Genomic DNA, 16431 nt, shown 5'->3' on the forward strand with positions numbered 1-16431 from the left:
ATTTATGCGTTCCGTCTTGCGCTCACCCGATGCGGCTACCGTCCACATCGAAGGAGAATAGGTCTTCCGGGGTCATCAGCCGCGGCAGGATGCCCTGGATGTGAAGTTCGTTGGCGAAGTCGGCGATCATCTTGCGGTTGACCGCAAAACCGCTGGCGTCCCAGCCGACCGGAAGCTCGGCCGCAGACTTCAAAAGCTCGTCCATCATGAAGGGCGAGGTGTCGGCATATTTGCGGCGCTTGCTCAACCACATCCGCTGCGATTCATCGATCAGCTTGCTGAGCTCTTCGATCACCCACGGGTTCTGCGCGACGATGCCCGCTTTGATGCCGATCAGATGCATGCCTGGAACATAGCCCACATCATCGAAATATCGACGCTCGGCACGTCTGAAATCGGAAACGACCTGCCGGAACGGCGATCCGCCGCCGAAATAGCCGTCGGGCATGAAAGGCGTGAAGATCGCATCGAGGAAGCCTTCCTTGAGCAGGTCGACCATGGGGCGCTCGCCGGGTGCGGCTTCGATGCGGCCGGGCCGGCCGAACCCGTCAAGGCGATCGACGATCGGATGGGCTTCCGTCAGGCGGCCCGCATACCACAGGGCATCTTCGACGCCGACGCCCTCGCGGCGCAGCGCCGCTCTTGTCCAGGTGTTTCCGGAGTCGCGCCATCCGGTGACGCCGATGCGCTTTCCGGCGAGCTGGCCGAGTTCCGTGACGGGGCTGTCCTTGCGGGTGATGATGCAGCGATGGCGGAAGCCGCGCATGATGAAGTTCGGAATGCCGACAATGCTCTTGTCGCCATCGATGCAAAGCTGCGTATAGCGGCTGAAGGACATCTCCGCGACGTCGTAGTCTTCGCTTTTGCCGAGATGCGAGAGCAAGGTGCCGACGCGGTCGACCTTGATGTCAAGCTTGGGGGAGGAGACGTCGCCGAGGACCAGGGGCGTCATGTAGTCCCAGTCACGAAGGGCAAGTCGCAGGCTAAGGGGCATCGGCATTCACTCGCAATGATCTTGTTTTCGGAACAATTAAATGTTCAAATTTTTCCGATCAAATGTTATTACGTTATTGAACATTAAAAATGGCGATTAAATGAGCGATACTGTCGATGCAGCCTGGTTTGCCCAAAAATTGACCGATCGGACAATTCGGGGAATTGCGATCGAAACCAGCGCCCTGATCCGGGCCGGGGCGCTTCCCGTCGGAACGAAGCTGCCGCCGATCCGCGATCTCGCCTTTGCGCTCGGCATAAGCCCGGCGACGATCTCGGAGGCCTGGAGCGAGCTGAGGCGCCAGAAGATCATTACCGGCAGGGGGCGCAACGGCACCTGGGTGAGCGGTGACCGTTTCGTGGCCAAGCCCGAACGGCTCGGCAGTGCCGGCCATTATGGAGCCGGCGTTCTAGACCTGAGCGCGGCTGTGCCGGATATCAGGCTTTTACCCAAGCTTGCGCAAGCCATGGCTTACGGAGCGTCGGCGGAAAATCTCAACAGTTACGAGCGAAGCCGTATCCTTCCGGAACTCGAAGAGGTTGTCAGAAAGACCTGGCCATACGAACCGGAGGCATTTCTGGCGACGAACGGGGGCTATAACGCCGTCTACACGCTCATCCAGGCGCTCGTCATGCCCGGTGCGTCCGTCGCGATCGAGGATCCGACCGCCATGCGGCTTCTTGACATTCTCGAAGACCGCGGCGTGCGCATCCTTCCTGTCCAGTGCGATCGGGAAGGGCCGCTGCCTGCCTCGCTCGAAGCCGCCATGAAGCTGCGACCCGTCGCCTTCATTTTCCAGCCGCGGCTTCATTCGGTGACGGGTCAGAGCGTCAGCAGCGCGCGACTGCAGCGGCTTGGAGACATTCTCGACGGTACGGACACCTTGATCGTCGAAGATGACGGCGTCGCCGACATTTCCACGGCCCCGCGCCATTCGCTCGGCAGCCGCTTTGCCGACCGGACAATTCACATTCTTTCCTATTCAAAGACGCATGGTCCGGATCTGAGACTTGCCGTGCTCTCAAGCTCGCGGGCGATCGTCGAACAGATACAGTCTTATCGCAGCTTCAGCGCCGGCTGGACAAGCCGCATCCTGCAGGCTGCGACCGCATGGCTTCTGCGCGACCCCGTGACACAAGACACCCTGCAACATTCCCGTGACATCTACTGCCGGCGTCGAGCCGATCTGGTCGATGCCCTGCGGGAGCGTGGCATGGAAGTGGAGCACGGCGGCGGTTTGTGCGCCTGGGTTCCGGTCGTATCCGAACCCTTTGCGATGGTCACGCTGGCGGCAAGAGGCATCGCGGTTCACCCCGGCGCCAAGTTCTCCATCCTTCCCAGCGCGCATCTTCGCGTCGCGACCGCCATACTGTCCGGCAGGGTAAACGACGTGGCCGACTCGATCGCACTCGCTGCCGGCCCCGTCTAGCCTGTGAGACCGCTGCAGCTGTCCCGAGGGCGCCGGCCTGTCTCAAAACACCGCGAGCTGCGGGATACGGTCAGTGCAGCTCGATATTTATGTCCGCCAGCAGCGGCTCCAGACCAGGAAGATCTTCGTCCGTGGCCCTGCGAAGCTCCCGTGTGACCGCCGTCAACGCCAGATCAAGAGACTGGGCGCCCAGGTCGATCTTCAAATCTTCCGCGACCGCCTTTGCGTAGGTAATCATCCGAGCCAGAGCCATCAGCTCTTCAAGATTGTCCGTGGCCGCTGCCGATGCGTACTGGCGCTTTCCCGACCCTATGACCGACATATCGACTCTCCAAATTGTGCGGATAAGCATAAGGACAGTTCAGTACTAAAGTGCGTGAAAAACGCGTGAAACACCTTATAGGTGTAAAGGTGCCTAAGCCTTTGAGCGGGCCAGTTGTTCTGACCAGAGCGTGGTTTCTCTGAACTCCCAATGGCGGTTTGTCGGCTTGCGCCGATCGTCCGCGTCGCCAACGGCATCGAGAAGCGCCAGGGCGTCGATCCGTTTCTGATCGATGGCGTGCGTCTTCAACATGTTCAGCCAGTATTGCCTTTGCGATTCCGGTATTGCGGCACATGCGTGCACGATGAGAGACCAGCTTCTCTTCTTGAAGAAGAGGCCTGCGGCGGTTTGTTCGAGGGCCAGGCGAAGGGTTTTGTCGAAGAGCTGCAGCCTTTCCATCTCGTCCAGCGTGCTTCTTACATTGACCATCGGCACGGTCAGCGGCCTGCCGCCCATTTCGATTGGTTCGTGCAGAAGCGCTACGTCGGCGTCGTTGTCGATGGCCCCGCTGACATAGTCGTTGAAAATCCGTCCGACGCCGATCATTCCGAAAGCGCGACATTCGGCGGCGCGCAGGGCGCCCATGCTGGCGGCGCCGAAGACCGTGACATTAAGGGAGAGAGCGAAGAGAATTTCCTTGTGCCAGACCGGCGCGGTATTTTCGAACCCGCCATCGACCAGGCCTATGACGTCGGCGCCATCTTCGACCGCCCTCAAAACATCTCCCTGGACAGCCGGCGGCCGCAGAACGATGCCTGCCCTGGCGTGGCTTGCCGCGTCGGGCAAGCTCGGGCCGATGAAGACGACCTTCACGCGCTTATCGCTCTGGCAAGGGCACGCTTGCCGAAACGGTGGAGCCTGTTGCCTTCCGGGTTCTCAAGATCGGGTATGAATATCTTCACCACCGCAAACGGCAGGTTTGCAGGTGTCAGGGGGAGGGCAATCACCGAGCCGATTCCGCTGCTGCGAAGCCTCGCCAGCAGTTCCCGCAAAAGGACGGATATGTTGCCGGCCGGCCTTGCGACCGCGGCCGTAGATACGGAAGCGGGGGCGGCAAGAAAGGCGTGGCGGGTCTGTGCAGGAAGAGGTGTCGTGAACAATTCGGGCCAGACATCGTCGCGGGCGCCGCCAATATAGGTCAATCTCGACTGCAGCGCTTCCGTCACGGCGCGGATTGCCGCCCGCACGCCCCAGGGATGGGCGCCGCTTCCTCCCGTGACCTCAACGAACCGGAGCGGCACTTTGCCGGTGACGGCTGATGGGGCGACGAGTGCGGTATAGCAGGGGATGGCAATATCGCTCGTGATATCGAAGAGCTTCAAGACGAGCCCGGCAGCCTCGATCCTGCCAACAAGGCCGGAGAGCGCGGTATCGGAAAAACTTCTCGGATCGACGCAGCATGCATGGCGCTTGTCATCGCCGACGATCTGCCACAGGACATGGGCATCGCGCTCGATCCGTTCCAGGATGCCATGAAACATTGCCTCCTCGAGCGTATTGCCCGAGGCGAGCCCGTCCGACGACATCCAGAACCGGTTCCGCCGCGTCCGGTCGAGGAGGGCGGCATCCCGCGGAACGTGGATCGGCCGGTCGCAAAGCAACTCGGTTGCCAGGCTCCAGACCAGGACCTCGTCTTCGCTCAAAACTCGCTCGCCGCTTGCGACCAGACAATCGAGCGGTTCGGCATGGTCGCCCTGGCGCCGCAGCTCTCGTGCCGACGAAACCGTGGTGACGGTGACGGGTTCGCCCGCCACGGCGCGTTCCAGGGCTTCCATCGCCGCCGAGGCCTTGGCGTCGATATCTTCCAATCCCTTGCCCTGCGCAATGACCAGGGACCGGGAGTTCGGCGTGAAGGCGCACCAGACCGGAAGACCGACACAATCGAGATCGGTCTGTCGTGACAGGCGCGTGATGCCCATGGCCTCCAGATAGGGAGCGACACGGGACAATGTGTCCCGCGGCGCAATCGTCCGGTCGGAATAAGGATCGGGATGACCGCTCAGCGGCGCGCGCCTTCAGCCGTCCACGTGACCGGAGAAGACAGTCTGCGCCGACGAAACGGCGACAGCGAAATCGACATTCTTGATCAATGTGCCGCCGCCTTCTCGCTGCTTGACGGCTGCCGCCAGATCGCCGCTGGCAGGCACCTGCAGCGGCGTCACGGTCCCCGCGCCGATATCCACCAGCCAAAGCCCCTTGTCGCCCGACACACCCAATACAACCACTTTCGCCATAAAATCCTCCTTCAGCTTTTTGAAAATCCGGCCTTGAAAAGACCGTCCCGGTAAAGCTCTTTCTGCCACTGCTCTTTGAATGGCACCAAGGCGAGCCATTTCTCGACTTCGAAAGCGGGATTGAGAAGCTCGGCGCGCTGCCGATAGAACTGTGCCCGTTTTCGGTCGCCGATCATTGCGCAGCTGGCGGCTGCGATGCGATAGGCCGGTGCCTTGTCTTTCATCCGATCGACATAGGCGAGCGCCTCTTCGTAACGTTCGAGGAAGTAGCTCGCCCCGGCCGCGCACCAGAGGTAGGCGTCGGGTGCGATCGGATTGAGCGAGATCGCCTTCCTGATTTTCTCCAGCGCATCCTGGGGCCGCGACGCATGGACCAGCGTGTCGGCATGGCTGTAGATCACATCGGCATAGTGCGGGCTGAGGCTTTCGGCGAGGTCGAGAGCTGCAACGCTGTCGTCGACGGCGCCCTGGTAGAGCTTTGTCACGCCCAGTTCCCGATGCCCGGCCGCCGATTCCGAATCTCTCTCTATCGCCCGCAGCGCCTGATCTTCCGCGAGCTGCAGCAGGTCGGGATCGCCCTGCGCAGTCAGCAGCCACTCGCTGGTAAACGTCCGCGACAGGCCCGTGAACGCAGGCGCATAGTCCGGAGAGAAATGCAGGGCGCGCTTGAAGGACTTGCGCGCACGCCGGATGTCCGGCAAGCTCAGCTTGGTAAGCAGGCCGGCACCGACGAGATAGGAATGGTAGGCTTGAGGCTCCGCCTCGTTGCGAAGGCGAATGCTTTCGTTCCGCTTCAATTGCCCCGAAACGGCGTCCGCAAGTCTCTGCGCGATCAATCGTCTCTGCGTCGGCAGGGTTTCGACCGCCATGTCGAACCGGGCGGCCCACAAAATCTCGTCGGTCGGGAAATAGATGAGTTGCGCATAGAGCCCCTCTCCGGAAAGCCGCGTGTCCAGGAGGTAGGAAATGGAATGTCGCTGAACGACGGTCGCCTTGTCGGAATCGCGGCGGATCTGCTCGGCCGTATGGGGTGCGACAACGGATATGTTGCGCAGGGCGCAGAGCTCGATCGTGACATCCTCGATAAGGGCGTCGGCAATTGCAGCCTCTCGTGTCAGGGCCGCGGCGCCAGGGGGCAGCAGCACAAGGCGTGGCGCTGCTGTCGCAGTTATGGTTTGCGGCGGGCCGGCGTCTTGCCGCTCGATGACGCGACTGCCCGCCATTTCCACGGCTCTCGCCATCGGCGGCTGGCGTTGCGAATGATCTTCTGCCGTGCCGCGCAGGATCGAGCGAATCTGTTCGTCACCCGGAAAGGCTTCGAGAAGCTGAAGCCCCGAGCGGCGCAGAAGGCGGCGCTGTTCGTCATCGCGAATATGGTCCGCAGCCCTGACAAAGACGTCTCGAAGGGTGAGAAGATGCAGCTGCCGTTCGCGCTCGATCCAAGCATCGATTGCCCTGGTCGATGCACTGAGACCGGGAATGAAGCCGCGTTGCACAAGGTCGCTGATGGCCGCCAGCTGAGCCACCGGCTCGTCTTCCTTCCGCAATAGGTCGAGATCGACCGAAATGGCATTCCGGTTCAGGGTGACGAAAGGTGGCCCGAAGTCCAATATCTGTTCGTCGGATGTCGCCGGCGTTTCGCGAATGCGCGAAATCAGCTTGCGCAAATTGAGATCGGCAAGATGATCTCCCGTTTCGTTCCAGAGGAACCGCGCAAGCTCCTGCCGGCTGCGCTGCTGATCCGGCGACGAATGCAGATAGGCGAGCATCACCAGAGCCTTGACCGGATAGCGGATCGCCACGCCCAGGCCGTCTGTCAGTCGCAATTCGCCAAAGGTCTGGAGGTGAAGCACGAAAGCCCTCAGGCGCCGGTTTCGGGATGGATGATGTCGTCGATATCGGGATGTGTGTTTCTGGCCAGGCTCTTGGCAAGGGCGACGAGCTTCTGGCGGATCGTCGGGCTCTCGATTGCCATGAAGGCGCGATTGAGGGCCTGAGCATCCTTCGATGCCAAAAACGCATTCAGATCGTCCCTGCCATTGCCGACAAGGTTGTAGTCGCTCGGTTCGGTGTCGTTTTCGAAGAAGAACTGTACCGGTACGCCCAATGTCTCGGCGATCGTCTGCAGCCGGCCCGCACCGATGCGGTTCGTGCCCTTCTCATATTTCTGGATCTGCTGAAAGGTGACGCCGATCCGTTCGGCAAGTCCAACCTGCGATATGCGCAGCAGCTTGCGGCGTGCCCGCACTCTGCCGCCGACATAGGCATCGATCGAAGTGGGCGACTTGGCCTTCATGGCTGGAACCTCCGGTCAGGGCATAATCATTGCGAGGTTTGAGTCAAAATGCAACCGAAAGTAATATAATAATTTCCGTGATAGGCGCTGCGGCGCCAGTAACATTTCGCTGATATCCAGCTTTTCTGTATCGGAATCATTCGGTTGACCGTTCCGGAATGAGGCGGGAGAAGAAAAGGACCGGGCTTGAACCCTGCTAGATCTGGAGAAATTCTTGAAGGCCGATGCGATGACGGCGAGGCTCCCCTTCGGATTGCCGATTGCGGCGCGGCGACAGATCGATCAGAGTCCTTGCCGGATCCGGGCGGGGCGCTGTAGGGAAGGTCTGCACGGAGAGCGTCATGCGCAGGACAATCAAACGAGAAGCAGATCTACTCATCACGGATGAGAAAGAGCCGGTGAAACGCAGGCTGCGCGAACGGGGCGCGGCCGAACGCCCGGTCGAACTCGACAATTTTCTGAATTTGCTGGCCCGCGCGATGCTGCATCCATCGGCTTCGACGATGGCGAGTTTTGTCGCGGGCAAAGTCTTTCAAAAGCTTGAGCGCACGGGAACGCTGCGCGACAAGCAGCCCCACGATACCGGAATCCCCTCCGGCCTCGAGGCCGCTCTTCAAAATGCAATCGCCGCCCGAGATATTTATGCCGAGGTTGCGCAGAGCGTTCGGCGCCTCGCCGGATCGCTCGTATGGATCAGGGGCAGAAGCGGGCCATTTGCCAGCCTGAATTTTGAGAAGGCCCACGCCCACAGCGTGATTGTCGGCCCGGGCGGCCTTGAAGACCGGGCCGATATCCGGGTCGGCCTCACATATATGGAACCCTACAGCCGGTTTCCCGACCATGTGCAGCGGTTTTCCCGCGCCTTCCTGCTCTTGTCCCCCTGCGAGCTTTCAATTGCCGGAGCGAGCTGGATTTCGACCGGAATCGGCGGCGTCTTTGCTGCCGAAGCGGGACAGTCATTCGCCATGCGTTGCACCACCACCCCGCTTCTTGCGGTCTGGTGTCACGTTGAGGAGACCGGAAGATAAACGGCAGGATGCTGACACCTTCCGTCGTGGGGTACCTTCAGTGATGCCGGCAGGTGCGCCGTATCGCAACAGGTGATCGCAGCCGTCAATCCGGCAAATTTTCGTAGCCAGCTGCCAAGGGGTGTTTCTCTGTGGCTGCAGCGCTCCAGATATTAGCGAGGCGCAGGCACGTCGATGCCGGCAGGCCGCCAATCGAGGGAGACGTTCCATGACTGCACCGCATCCTCCAAGAACCCATATCGGCAATCATCCCCTGCATCCGGAAACCCAGATGCTGAACTATGGTTACGACCCGGAACTCTCCGAAGGCGCCGTCAAGCCGCCGGTCTTCCTGACGTCCACGTTCGTTTTCAACTCCGCCGAAGACGGCCGCGATTTCTTCGACTACGTCTCTGGCCGGAAAGAGCCGCCGGAGGGCAAGGGAGCAGGCCTCGTCTATTCGCGCTTCAATCATCCGAACAGCGAGATCGTCGAGGACCGCCTGGCGGTCTACGAGCGGGCCGAGAGCGGCGCGGTGTTTTCGTCGGGAATGTCGGCCATCGCGACGGTCCTGCTCGCCTTCGTGCGTCCGGGAGATGCCATCCTCCACTCGCAGCCGCTTTATGGCGGGACGGAAACGTTGCTTGCGAAGACCTTCCTCAATTTTGGCGTTTCCGCCGTCGGTTTCGCCGATGGCGTCAGCGAGGCCTCGGCAGGGGCCGCAGCCGAGGAGGCAATGGTGAAGGGTCGCGTTTCGGTCATCCTCATCGAGACGCCGGCAAACCCAACGAACAGCCTTGTCGATGTCGCGATGATCCGACGTGTTGCCGATGCGATCGGTCAGAGGCAGGGACACACGCCCATTGTCGCCTGCGACAACACATTGCTCGGCCCGGTCTTCCAGCGTCCGATCGAACATGGCGCAGATATCTCTCTCTATTCCCTCACCAAATATGTCGGCGGCCATTCGGATCTGATTGCCGGCGCGGCGCTCGGCAGCCGGGCGCTCATCAGACAGGTGAAGGCGCTTCGCGGCGCCATCGGCACGCAGCTCGACCCGCATTCGTGCTGGATGCTCGGGCGTTCGCTCGAAACGCTGCAGATCCGCATGGAGCGGGCCGACAGCAATGCCAGGGCGGTTGCGGACTTCCTTACGCAGCATCCCAAGGTCGAGACGATCCATTACCTGCCTTACAGCGATCCCGGCTCTGCCGTCGGCAGGACCTTTGCGGCCCAGTGCAGCGGCGCCGGTTCGACATTCTCTTTCGATATCCAGGGCGGCCAGCCAGCCTCGTTCCGGTTTCTGAACGCGCTGAAAATCTTCAAGCTTGCCGTCAGCCTCGGCGGAACGGAATCGCTGGCATCGCATCCGGCAACCATGACGCATTCGGGCGTGCCGGCCGAGGTGCGTCAGCGCATCGGCGTCCTCGATGCGACGATCAGGTTATCGATCGGCATCGAACATCCAGACGACCTGATCGCCGATCTCACGCTGGCGCTCGATGCGGCGTAAGCCTCGCAAATTCGAGCCCTATCGGCCGCATCGGCGGCGGGGATAGCGTTTCCGCCCGCTGGCGGCCAGAAATGCGTGCGCAGCCATTGTCCTCGGCGCGCTACGCGCCATGTGATTGCTCTTGGCAACAGCTTCACAGGAGGGACAGATGGCATCGAACGAGGATCGCATCAGGCAGCGTGCCTACGAAATCTGGGAGCGGGAAGGCCGGCCCCACGGTGAGGACCTGAAACATTGGCTGCAGGCGTTTCAGGAAATCGTCGCTAGCGTAGAGACGGATGGCCAGGCTGCCAGGAAACCTCGCTCCGCAAAGGCAGCGGGCGCTCCGGCAAAGCCGAAAAGTGCAGCGAAGGCGAAGGGCGGTGCCCAAAGCGTTCCGACGACATCCCCGCCACCAAAGCCGGCCAAGACAACCGGGAGCGTGACGCGACACTGAACCGAGCGGGATGTCGGGTTATCGGCGGCGAAGAGGCGGCAATCGAACGGTTGGCGAGAGGTCGCGGGACCTGAAAGTCCAGTCCTGTTTGCGGTGCAGCAAAGACGAGGGACACGCGGGCTCGTAGGGCAGGGCGGCCGAAAATGAATTGCGGTATCTCGGCATGAGGCCGGCCTCATGCGGAGCTATCGTTCATGCGTTTGTCTGACGTCGCGATTACAAAGAGAATTCTGCTCTCCGTCTGCCTTCCGCTGCTCGTCGTGGCTGGTCTTTCCTATGACAGGCTCGACGGAAGCCTGCGCGCCTACCAGGAAGCCAGGACCCTGGTCAGCGTCACCGAGCAGGTTTCGGACATTGCCAATGCCATTCATCAGCTGCAGACCGAGCGTGGGCAGTCCGCGACCCTGCTTGGCCGGGGTGTTCCGGACAAAGCGGGTCAGCTCAGGAATACGCGGCTGGAGGCAGACCGGCTGGTATCGGCCGCGCTGCAGGCGTGGCCCGCAAGCCGGAAGCTTCAATCCGGTGTCGGACCGGAGGAATTGTCGGCACTGACCGCGTTTCGCAGGCAGGTCGATGAAGGCGCTGTGACATCGGATGAGAGCAGTCTGTTCTACACGCACCTCATCGGCCGTTTCCTTGCCATGTCTCATGCGCTGGCCTCTCCGGCCACGGCGAGCGGAATGATGTCGCAGATTGCCGGCTACAACCAACTTTCTCTCGCAAAGGAATTTGCCGGCCAGGAACGGGCTCTCGGCAATGCGACGATTTCCTCGGGCCATATGGATGCCGGGAAAATCCTGAAGCTTTCCTCGCTCTACGGCGCACAGGCCGTGCTGCTCGATGAATTCAGGCAGATCCATCCCGCGCTTGCGCAGGAGATCGACGCCGTCTCTCCCGACAGGCCGTCGGCGCTTGCAACGATGCGCCAAAACCTGATCAGCGGCGGGGCGAGCATCGATCTCAGCGGCTGGGATGCGGCGCAATGGCATAAGGCCGCGTCCGAGCGCATCGATGCCATGCATGTCATGGAAGGCAAGGTACTCTCCTCCCTGCGGGCAGATGCCGAAGGCCGGGAGCGGCTGCAATTGCGAGCCCTGGTGATCATCGGTCTGGTATTGGGCCTAGCGACCGGCCTCGCCTTGTTCCTGTCGATCTCCATCGGGCTTGGCGTCGCGCGTCCGCTGAAGCAGCTCACCGGGGCGGTTGAGCGGCTGGCCGATGGGCAGGCGGACGAGGCCGCGGTCGCCATCACCAGCAAGGATGAGATCGGCACGCTGGCGCAGGCCGTCCGTCACGCCACCGAGGCGGCAAGAAGCCGGGCCGTTTTCGAGCACGAGCAGGAAATGCTTCGCCTTGCAGAAGGTCAGGCAGAGACCGAGAGACGGGAACGGGAGCGGGCGATCCGCGCCGGCGAACTGGAAAGCGCCGTGCACGAGTTGAACCGCGGTCTCCGGGAACTGGCCGCCGGCAACCTTCGCTATCGGATCGAGCGGCCGCTGGCGGCAGACCTGGAGATGCTGCGCCTTGGATATAATCAATCCGTTGAAGCGCTCGAGAGCGTCGTGTCCCTTGCCGGAAACAATGCCCGGTCGATCGACGAAGCCTGCGGCGATCTCCATGCCGCCGCCGATGATCTTGCCCGGCGCACCGCTGGCCAGGCGACCGCCATCGAGGAGGCCTCCGCGGCGCTGGAGGAGGTTGCCGCGGCGGTCAAGATGCTGGCTGGCGGCGCGGAGGAAGCAAAGATATCCGTCGGCATCGCCAATGCCGATACGGCCGAGGCAAGCAAGATCGCTGCCGATACCTTTGCCGCCATGCAGGCGATAAACAGATCGTCCGACCAGATAGGACAGATCATCGGCGTCATTGACGAGATCGCCTTCCAGACCAACCTGCTGGCGCTCAATGCCGGCGTAGAGGCCGCCAGAGCGGGAGAGGCAGGCAAGGGATTTGCCGTCGTCGCCCAGGAAGTGCGTGAACTCGCGCAGCGTTCGGCTCTTGCCGCACGCGAGATCAAGAAGCTCGTCGAGCAGGTGTCGAAGGATGTGTCGGGCGGTGTAACCCTGGTCGGCAAGGCCGGCGAAGCGCTGACCGGCATCGACAAGCATGTCGAAGTCATCAGCCGGCAGATCACCACGATCGTGCAGTCCTCGGTCGAACAATCCGTCGCGCTCGCGCAGATCACGACGACGGTCGGCCAGCTCGACCAGATCACGCAACAGAATGCGTCCATGGTCGAGCTGACGAATGCCGCCAGCGGTTCTCTTGCGGCCCAGGCCGAGGATCTGAGGATACAGCTCGAGACGTTTCAAGCCGGCCACGGGCCGGTGAGCGATCTGCCGCGAGCGTCCGAAGCGGCCTGACCGTGCAGCATGTCCATGAGGGGCGTCTCCGTTCGCTTGCTGCGGCGCGCATGCCGGTGCGAAAAGGAAAGCCGGACGGAGACGGCGCAGCCTTCGGCTGCCCCGGCAGTCAGCGCCCGGGCCGGCCGGCCGGCGGGGAAACTTCCGGATCGTCGACGAGCGGGTCCGGCGCTGCGAATGCGATCAGCGCGTCGGGCCTGACGATCTCTACCCTCGATCCGTCGATCTCGATGCCATGCGGGCGCAAGGTCGAGAAGGCTCGCGACAGGTTCTCCGGCGTCATGCCGAGGCGCGAGGCCAGGGTACGTTTTTCTATGCGAATATCGATCTCGCCAGTGCCCCCTTGCTCCTTGTCGGCCCGCAGCAGCCAGTTTGCCAGCCGCTCGGCGCCGGTGCGCAACTTCATGCCTTTGAGATCCTTGATGGTGCGGCGGTAGCTTCTGGCGAGCTCCATCACGATCGCGCGTGCAAAGCCGGGATCGGCGTCCATCGCGGCACGCACTTTCTCGGCGGGTATCATCAGGATGTCAGACGGCTCGAGCGTTCGGGCGGACTGAAGATAGACCTCGTCGTTCAGGACTGCAGCGAGAATGAAGACGCCGACCGGACGGACGATGTCCAGCGTTGTCTCGCGCTTGTCCGCTCCCGCAAACAGTTCGACGGTTCCGCCGAGTACGACATGGAGAAAATCGGCCGGTTCGTTCTCCCGAAAGAGGACCATGCCGCGGGGAAACCGTTGCACGAAACCTGTTTCGGTGAATGACAGGAACGTTGTCTCGCTTCCTGTCGCAAATAATTCGAGCTGTCGAACCTTGGCGGCATTTTCCGGTCTTATCATATATTTCTCCGCGTCCCATCCGGGAGTGTCCGGCGTGTGCTTGATTATTATCAAGCGTATAAAATACTAAGATCAACTGTCGGGTTTATGTTTGTTATCCTGATCCTATACATTGTTGTTCTTCCATATTTACTGCATTTCCCGATTTCTATTTGACTGAAATCAAAGTCGCTCAATGCGATCGCCGTTACCCATGTCGAGACTGAAGACGGTTCATCTTGCCACGGACGGAATACGGCCATGCTTGCCTTCCAGGAAGTCGATAGCAAACAACAACGCAACGCTCTTGCCGCAAGCACGATTGCCTTCACGGTCTGTTTTGCGGCCTGGACGATCTTCGCCATCATCGGCATCAAGATTCGCCAGGAACTTGGGCTCACGGAAACAGAATTCGGCCTTCTGGTCGGAACGCCCATACTGACCGGGTCCCTTATCCGGGTCGTGCTTGGCATCTGGAGCGACATCTATGGCGGACGTCTCGTTTTCGTGACGACCATGCTGGCGGCCGCGCTTGCGACCTTCCTGCTGACCTTTGCGCAAACCTACCCTCAGATGCTGCTCGCCGCACTCGGTGTCGGCATTGCCGGCGGTTCGTTTGCCGTCGGTGTCGCCTATGTATCGCGCTGGTATCCGCCGGGCAAGCAAGGCACGGCTCTCGGCATATTCGGCGCCGGCAATGTCGGTTCGGCCGTCACCAAGTTGCTGGCGCCCCTCGTTCTGGTCGCCTGGGGCTGGCACGCCGTCGCCGAGATCTGGGCGGCAGCGCTGGTGATTACGGCGCTGCTCTTCTGGTTCATCACCAAGGACGATCCCGTTCATGCCGAACGCCGCCGCACCGGTCAGAAGGCAAAGAGCGCCTGGCTTGAGCTTGAGCCGCTGAAGAACATCCAGGTCTGGCGTTTCGCACTCTACTATTTCTTTGTCTTCGGTGCCTTTGTCGCGCTGTCTCTCTGGCTGCCGGAATATCTGATCGGCGTCTACGGCCTCGATATCCGCACCGCCGGCATCATCGCAGCCTTCTTCTCCGTGCCGGCGAGCCTGCTGCGCGCCTATGGCGGTCGCCTGTCCGATATCTACGGTGCGCGCCGTGTGCTGTATTGGACGTTCCTGGTCTCGATCGTGGCGACCTTCATCCTCGCCTATCCGCCGGCGGACTATGTCGTTCGCACGCTCCATGGCCCCGTTTCCTTCCATATCGAAATGGGGCTGGTGAGCTTCACGACCGTTCTCTTCATCCTGGGCTTCTTCATGGCGCTCGGCAAGGCGGCGGTCTACAAGCATATCCCCGTCTACTATCCGGAACATGTCGGCGCGGTCGGCGGCCTGGTCGGCATGATCGGCGGCCTCGGGGGCTTCGTGCTGCCGATCCTCTTCGGGCTCCTGCTTGACCTGACGGGGCTCTGGACCAGCTGCTTCATGGCACTGTTCCTGCTGGTCGCGGTCGCGCTCGTGTGGATGCATGTCTCCATCCGCCAGATGGAGCGCGGCGCGGCGCAGAAGACGCTCGATGCCCTGCCGCCTTTCCCGGAAATGCAGGGCATGCCGACGCCGGCGATCGAGCCGCGTGCGAGCGAAGCCGTGCTCACAGACTGGCGTCCCGAGGATGCGACCTTCTGGGCGCAAAAGGGCAGCCGGATCGCCCGCCGCAACCTCTGGCTTTCCATTCCGGCCCTGCTGCTCTCCTTTGCGGTCTGGCAGGTCTGGTCTGTGGTGGTTGCAAAGCTGCCGCTCGTCGGCTTCACCTTCACCACCGACCAGCTCTTCTGGCTGGCGGCGCTTCCCGGCATATCGGGTGCGACCTTCCGGATTTTCTATTCCTTCATGGTGCCGATCTTCGGCGGCCGGCTGTGGACGACGCTGACGACCTGGTCGCTGATCATTCCCGCGCTCGGCATCGGCTTTGCCGTGCAGAATCCGCAGACGCCTTATGTCGTCCTGCTTCTGCTCGCCCTGCTCTGCGGCTTCGGCGGCGGCAACTTCGCCTCTTCCATGGCCAATATCTCCTTCTTCTTCCCGAAGTCGGAGAAGGGCAACGCGCTGGCGCTCAATGCCGGGCTCGGCAATCTCGGCGTCAGCGTGGTCCAGTTCGTGGTTCCGCTCGTCATCACCGCCGGCATCTTCGGCTGGCTGGGCGGCGACCCGGCGATGACCAAGACTGCGGCGGGCGATGCTCCGCTGTGGCTGCAGAATGCCGGCTTCTTCTTCGTGCCCTTCATTGCCGTCTCCGCCTTTGCCTGCTGGTTCGGCATGAACGACATCGCCTCGGCCAAGGCGTCCTTCGCCGAACAGGCCGTCATCTTCCGGCGTCGGCACAACTGGATCATGTGCTGGCTCTATACCGGCACTTTCGGCTCCTTTATCGGCTATTCGGCCGGCTTCCCGCTGCTCGCCAAGACGCTGTTTCCCGATGTCAACGCCTTGCAATTCGCCTTCCTCGGGCCGCTCGTCGGAGCGATTTCCCGCTCGGGGACCGGCTGGCTGGCCGACCGTTATGGCGGCGCAAGGGTCACGTTCTGGGTCTTCGTGCTGATGATGGCGGGTGCCGGCAGCGTGCTCTGGTTCATCGCCGCCAAGGACCAGCCGGGTGCTTTCTGGGGCTTCTTCATCTCCTTCCTGGTGCTCTTCTTCGCAACCGGCGTCGGCAATGCTTCGACCTTCCAGATGATCCCGGCGATCATGGGCAAGGAGATGGCACGGCTGATGCCCGATGCGAGCGCCGAGACCCGTCGCCTGCAGGCGGAGAAGGAGGCGGCTGCAATCACCGGCTTCACGTCGGCGATCGCCGCCTTCGGCGCCTTCTTCATCCCCATGGGCTACGGCCTGTCGATCAGCTTCACCGGCGGCGCAGAAGCCGCGCTGTGGGCCTTCCTCATCTTCTATGTGAGCTGCCTCGCCCTCACCTGGGTCGCCTACACCCGCAGGGGTGGCCTCCTTCACGATATCGAACGCGGCAGGCGCCGCGCCGCCGGCAACGCGGCTGCCGCCGAATAAGACCAGGA

At 61.8% G+C, this 16431-nt stretch carries 14 protein-coding genes; 6 read left to right on the top strand and 8 right to left on the bottom strand.

All coding sequences use genetic code 11. The features are described 5' to 3' along the window. Positions 1-22: 22 nt before the first annotated feature. The gene (locus ACU8HS_RS25955) at positions 23-994 is read right to left on the bottom strand and encodes a nitrate ABC transporter substrate-binding protein (RefSeq protein WP_112754991.1); all 972 of its coding nucleotides are present in this window, start codon (positions 992-994) and stop codon (positions 23-25) included. A gap of 100 nt (positions 995-1094) precedes the next feature. On the opposite strand from ACU8HS_RS25955, the gene ACU8HS_RS25960 reads away from it, so the two are divergent. Next, positions 1095-2423 (top strand): aminotransferase-like domain-containing protein, encoded by a 1329-nt coding sequence (locus ACU8HS_RS25960; RefSeq protein WP_447016007.1) that lies wholly within the window; start codon positions 1095-1097, stop codon positions 2421-2423. Between the two features lie 70 nt (positions 2424-2493). Here ACU8HS_RS25960 and ACU8HS_RS25965 read toward each other — a convergent pair whose 3' ends face one another. The 6 genes from ACU8HS_RS25965 to ACU8HS_RS25990 form a co-directional block, all read right to left on the bottom strand. After that, complete coding sequence (locus ACU8HS_RS25965) at positions 2494-2745, bottom strand: hypothetical protein (protein WP_112705130.1); 252 nt, start codon at positions 2743-2745, stop codon at positions 2494-2496. A gap of 93 nt (positions 2746-2838) precedes the next feature. Continuing rightward, positions 2839-3558: a TfuA-like protein gene (locus ACU8HS_RS25970; protein ID WP_447016008.1), complete on the bottom strand. Its 720-nt coding sequence runs from the start codon at positions 3556-3558 to the stop codon at positions 2839-2841. After that, the gene (locus ACU8HS_RS25975; RefSeq protein ID WP_447016466.1) at positions 3555-4748 is read right to left on the bottom strand and encodes a YcaO-like family protein; all 1194 of its coding nucleotides are present in this window, start codon (positions 4746-4748) and stop codon (positions 3555-3557) included. The genes ACU8HS_RS25970 and ACU8HS_RS25975 overlap by 4 nt, the downstream gene beginning before the upstream one ends. A 12-nt stretch (positions 4749-4760) precedes the next feature. Continuing rightward, on the bottom strand, positions 4761-4979 hold the full coding sequence (locus ACU8HS_RS25980) for a hypothetical protein (RefSeq protein WP_112569926.1): 219 nt from the start codon (positions 4977-4979) through the stop codon (positions 4761-4763). Positions 4980-4990: 11 nt separating this feature from the next. Beyond that, entirely contained in the window at positions 4991-6832 is a 1842-nt protein-coding gene (locus ACU8HS_RS25985; RefSeq protein ID WP_113414385.1) for a peptide antibiotic resistance protein, read from the bottom strand. An 8-nt stretch (positions 6833-6840) separates the two neighbouring features. Continuing rightward, positions 6841-7275, bottom strand: coding sequence for a helix-turn-helix domain-containing protein (locus tag ACU8HS_RS25990; protein WP_112754925.1), 435 nt, complete (start codon positions 7273-7275; stop codon positions 6841-6843). A 341-nt stretch (positions 7276-7616) separates the two neighbouring features. Here ACU8HS_RS25990 and ACU8HS_RS25995 point away from each other — a divergent pair, with 341 nt between their 5' ends. From ACU8HS_RS25995 to ACU8HS_RS26010, 4 genes are all read left to right on the top strand, one after another. Continuing rightward, the gene (locus ACU8HS_RS25995) at positions 7617-8303 is read left to right on the top strand and encodes a dimethylsulfonioproprionate lyase family protein (protein WP_447016009.1); all 687 of its coding nucleotides are present in this window, start codon (positions 7617-7619) and stop codon (positions 8301-8303) included. Between the two features lie 208 nt (positions 8304-8511). Continuing rightward, complete coding sequence (locus ACU8HS_RS26000; RefSeq protein WP_447016010.1) at positions 8512-9795, top strand: cystathionine gamma-synthase family protein; 1284 nt, start codon at positions 8512-8514, stop codon at positions 9793-9795. A gap of 148 nt (positions 9796-9943) precedes the next feature. Next, positions 9944-10231: a DUF2934 domain-containing protein gene (locus tag ACU8HS_RS26005; protein ID WP_112569838.1), complete on the top strand. Its 288-nt coding sequence runs from the start codon at positions 9944-9946 to the stop codon at positions 10229-10231. A gap of 194 nt (positions 10232-10425) precedes the next feature. Next, positions 10426-12594 (top strand): methyl-accepting chemotaxis protein, encoded by a 2169-nt coding sequence (locus ACU8HS_RS26010; RefSeq protein WP_447016011.1) that lies wholly within the window; start codon positions 10426-10428, stop codon positions 12592-12594. Between the two features lie 109 nt (positions 12595-12703). Here the strand turns inward: ACU8HS_RS26010 and ACU8HS_RS26015 are convergent, their stop codons facing one another. Then, positions 12704-13432: a cyclic nucleotide-binding domain-containing protein gene (locus ACU8HS_RS26015; RefSeq protein ID WP_447016012.1), complete on the bottom strand. Its 729-nt coding sequence runs from the start codon at positions 13430-13432 to the stop codon at positions 12704-12706. 240 nt (positions 13433-13672) lie between these two features. Between ACU8HS_RS26015 and ACU8HS_RS26020 the strand changes: the two genes are divergently transcribed. Further along, entirely contained in the window at positions 13673-16423 is a 2751-nt protein-coding gene (locus ACU8HS_RS26020) for a nitrate/nitrite transporter (protein ID WP_447016013.1), read from the top strand. Positions 16424-16431: the final 8 nt, after the last annotated feature.

Source organism: Rhizobium sp. KDH_Rht_773_N (assembly GCF_052946295.1).

Bases quoted from the DNA above. Each gene is read 5' to 3' on its own strand.
- ACU8HS_RS25955 (WP_112754991.1), bottom strand. From the start codon at position 994: ATGCCCCTTAGCCTGCGACTTGCCCTTCGTGACTGGGACTACATGACG.
- ACU8HS_RS25960 (WP_447016007.1), top strand. From the start codon at position 1,095: ATGAGCGATACTGTCGATGCAGCCTGGTTTGCCCAAAAATTGACCGAT.
- ACU8HS_RS25965 (WP_112705130.1), bottom strand. From the start codon at position 2,745: ATGTCGGTCATAGGGTCGGGAAAGCGCCAGTACGCATCGGCAGCGGCC.
- ACU8HS_RS25980 (WP_112569926.1), bottom strand. From the start codon at position 4,979: ATGGCGAAAGTGGTTGTATTGGGTGTGTCGGGCGACAAGGGGCTTTGG.
- ACU8HS_RS25990 (WP_112754925.1), bottom strand. From the start codon at position 7,275: ATGAAGGCCAAGTCGCCCACTTCGATCGATGCCTATGTCGGCGGCAGA.
- ACU8HS_RS25995 (WP_447016009.1), top strand. From the start codon at position 7,617: ATGCGCAGGACAATCAAACGAGAAGCAGATCTACTCATCACGGATGAG.
- ACU8HS_RS26000 (WP_447016010.1), top strand. From the start codon at position 8,512: ATGACTGCACCGCATCCTCCAAGAACCCATATCGGCAATCATCCCCTG.
- ACU8HS_RS26005 (WP_112569838.1), top strand. From the start codon at position 9,944: ATGGCATCGAACGAGGATCGCATCAGGCAGCGTGCCTACGAAATCTGG.
- ACU8HS_RS26010 (WP_447016011.1), top strand. From the start codon at position 10,426: ATGCGTTTGTCTGACGTCGCGATTACAAAGAGAATTCTGCTCTCCGTC.
- ACU8HS_RS26015 (WP_447016012.1), bottom strand. From the start codon at position 13,432: ATGATAAGACCGGAAAATGCCGCCAAGGTTCGACAGCTCGAATTATTT.
- ACU8HS_RS26020 (WP_447016013.1), top strand. From the start codon at position 13,673: ATGCTTGCCTTCCAGGAAGTCGATAGCAAACAACAACGCAACGCTCTT.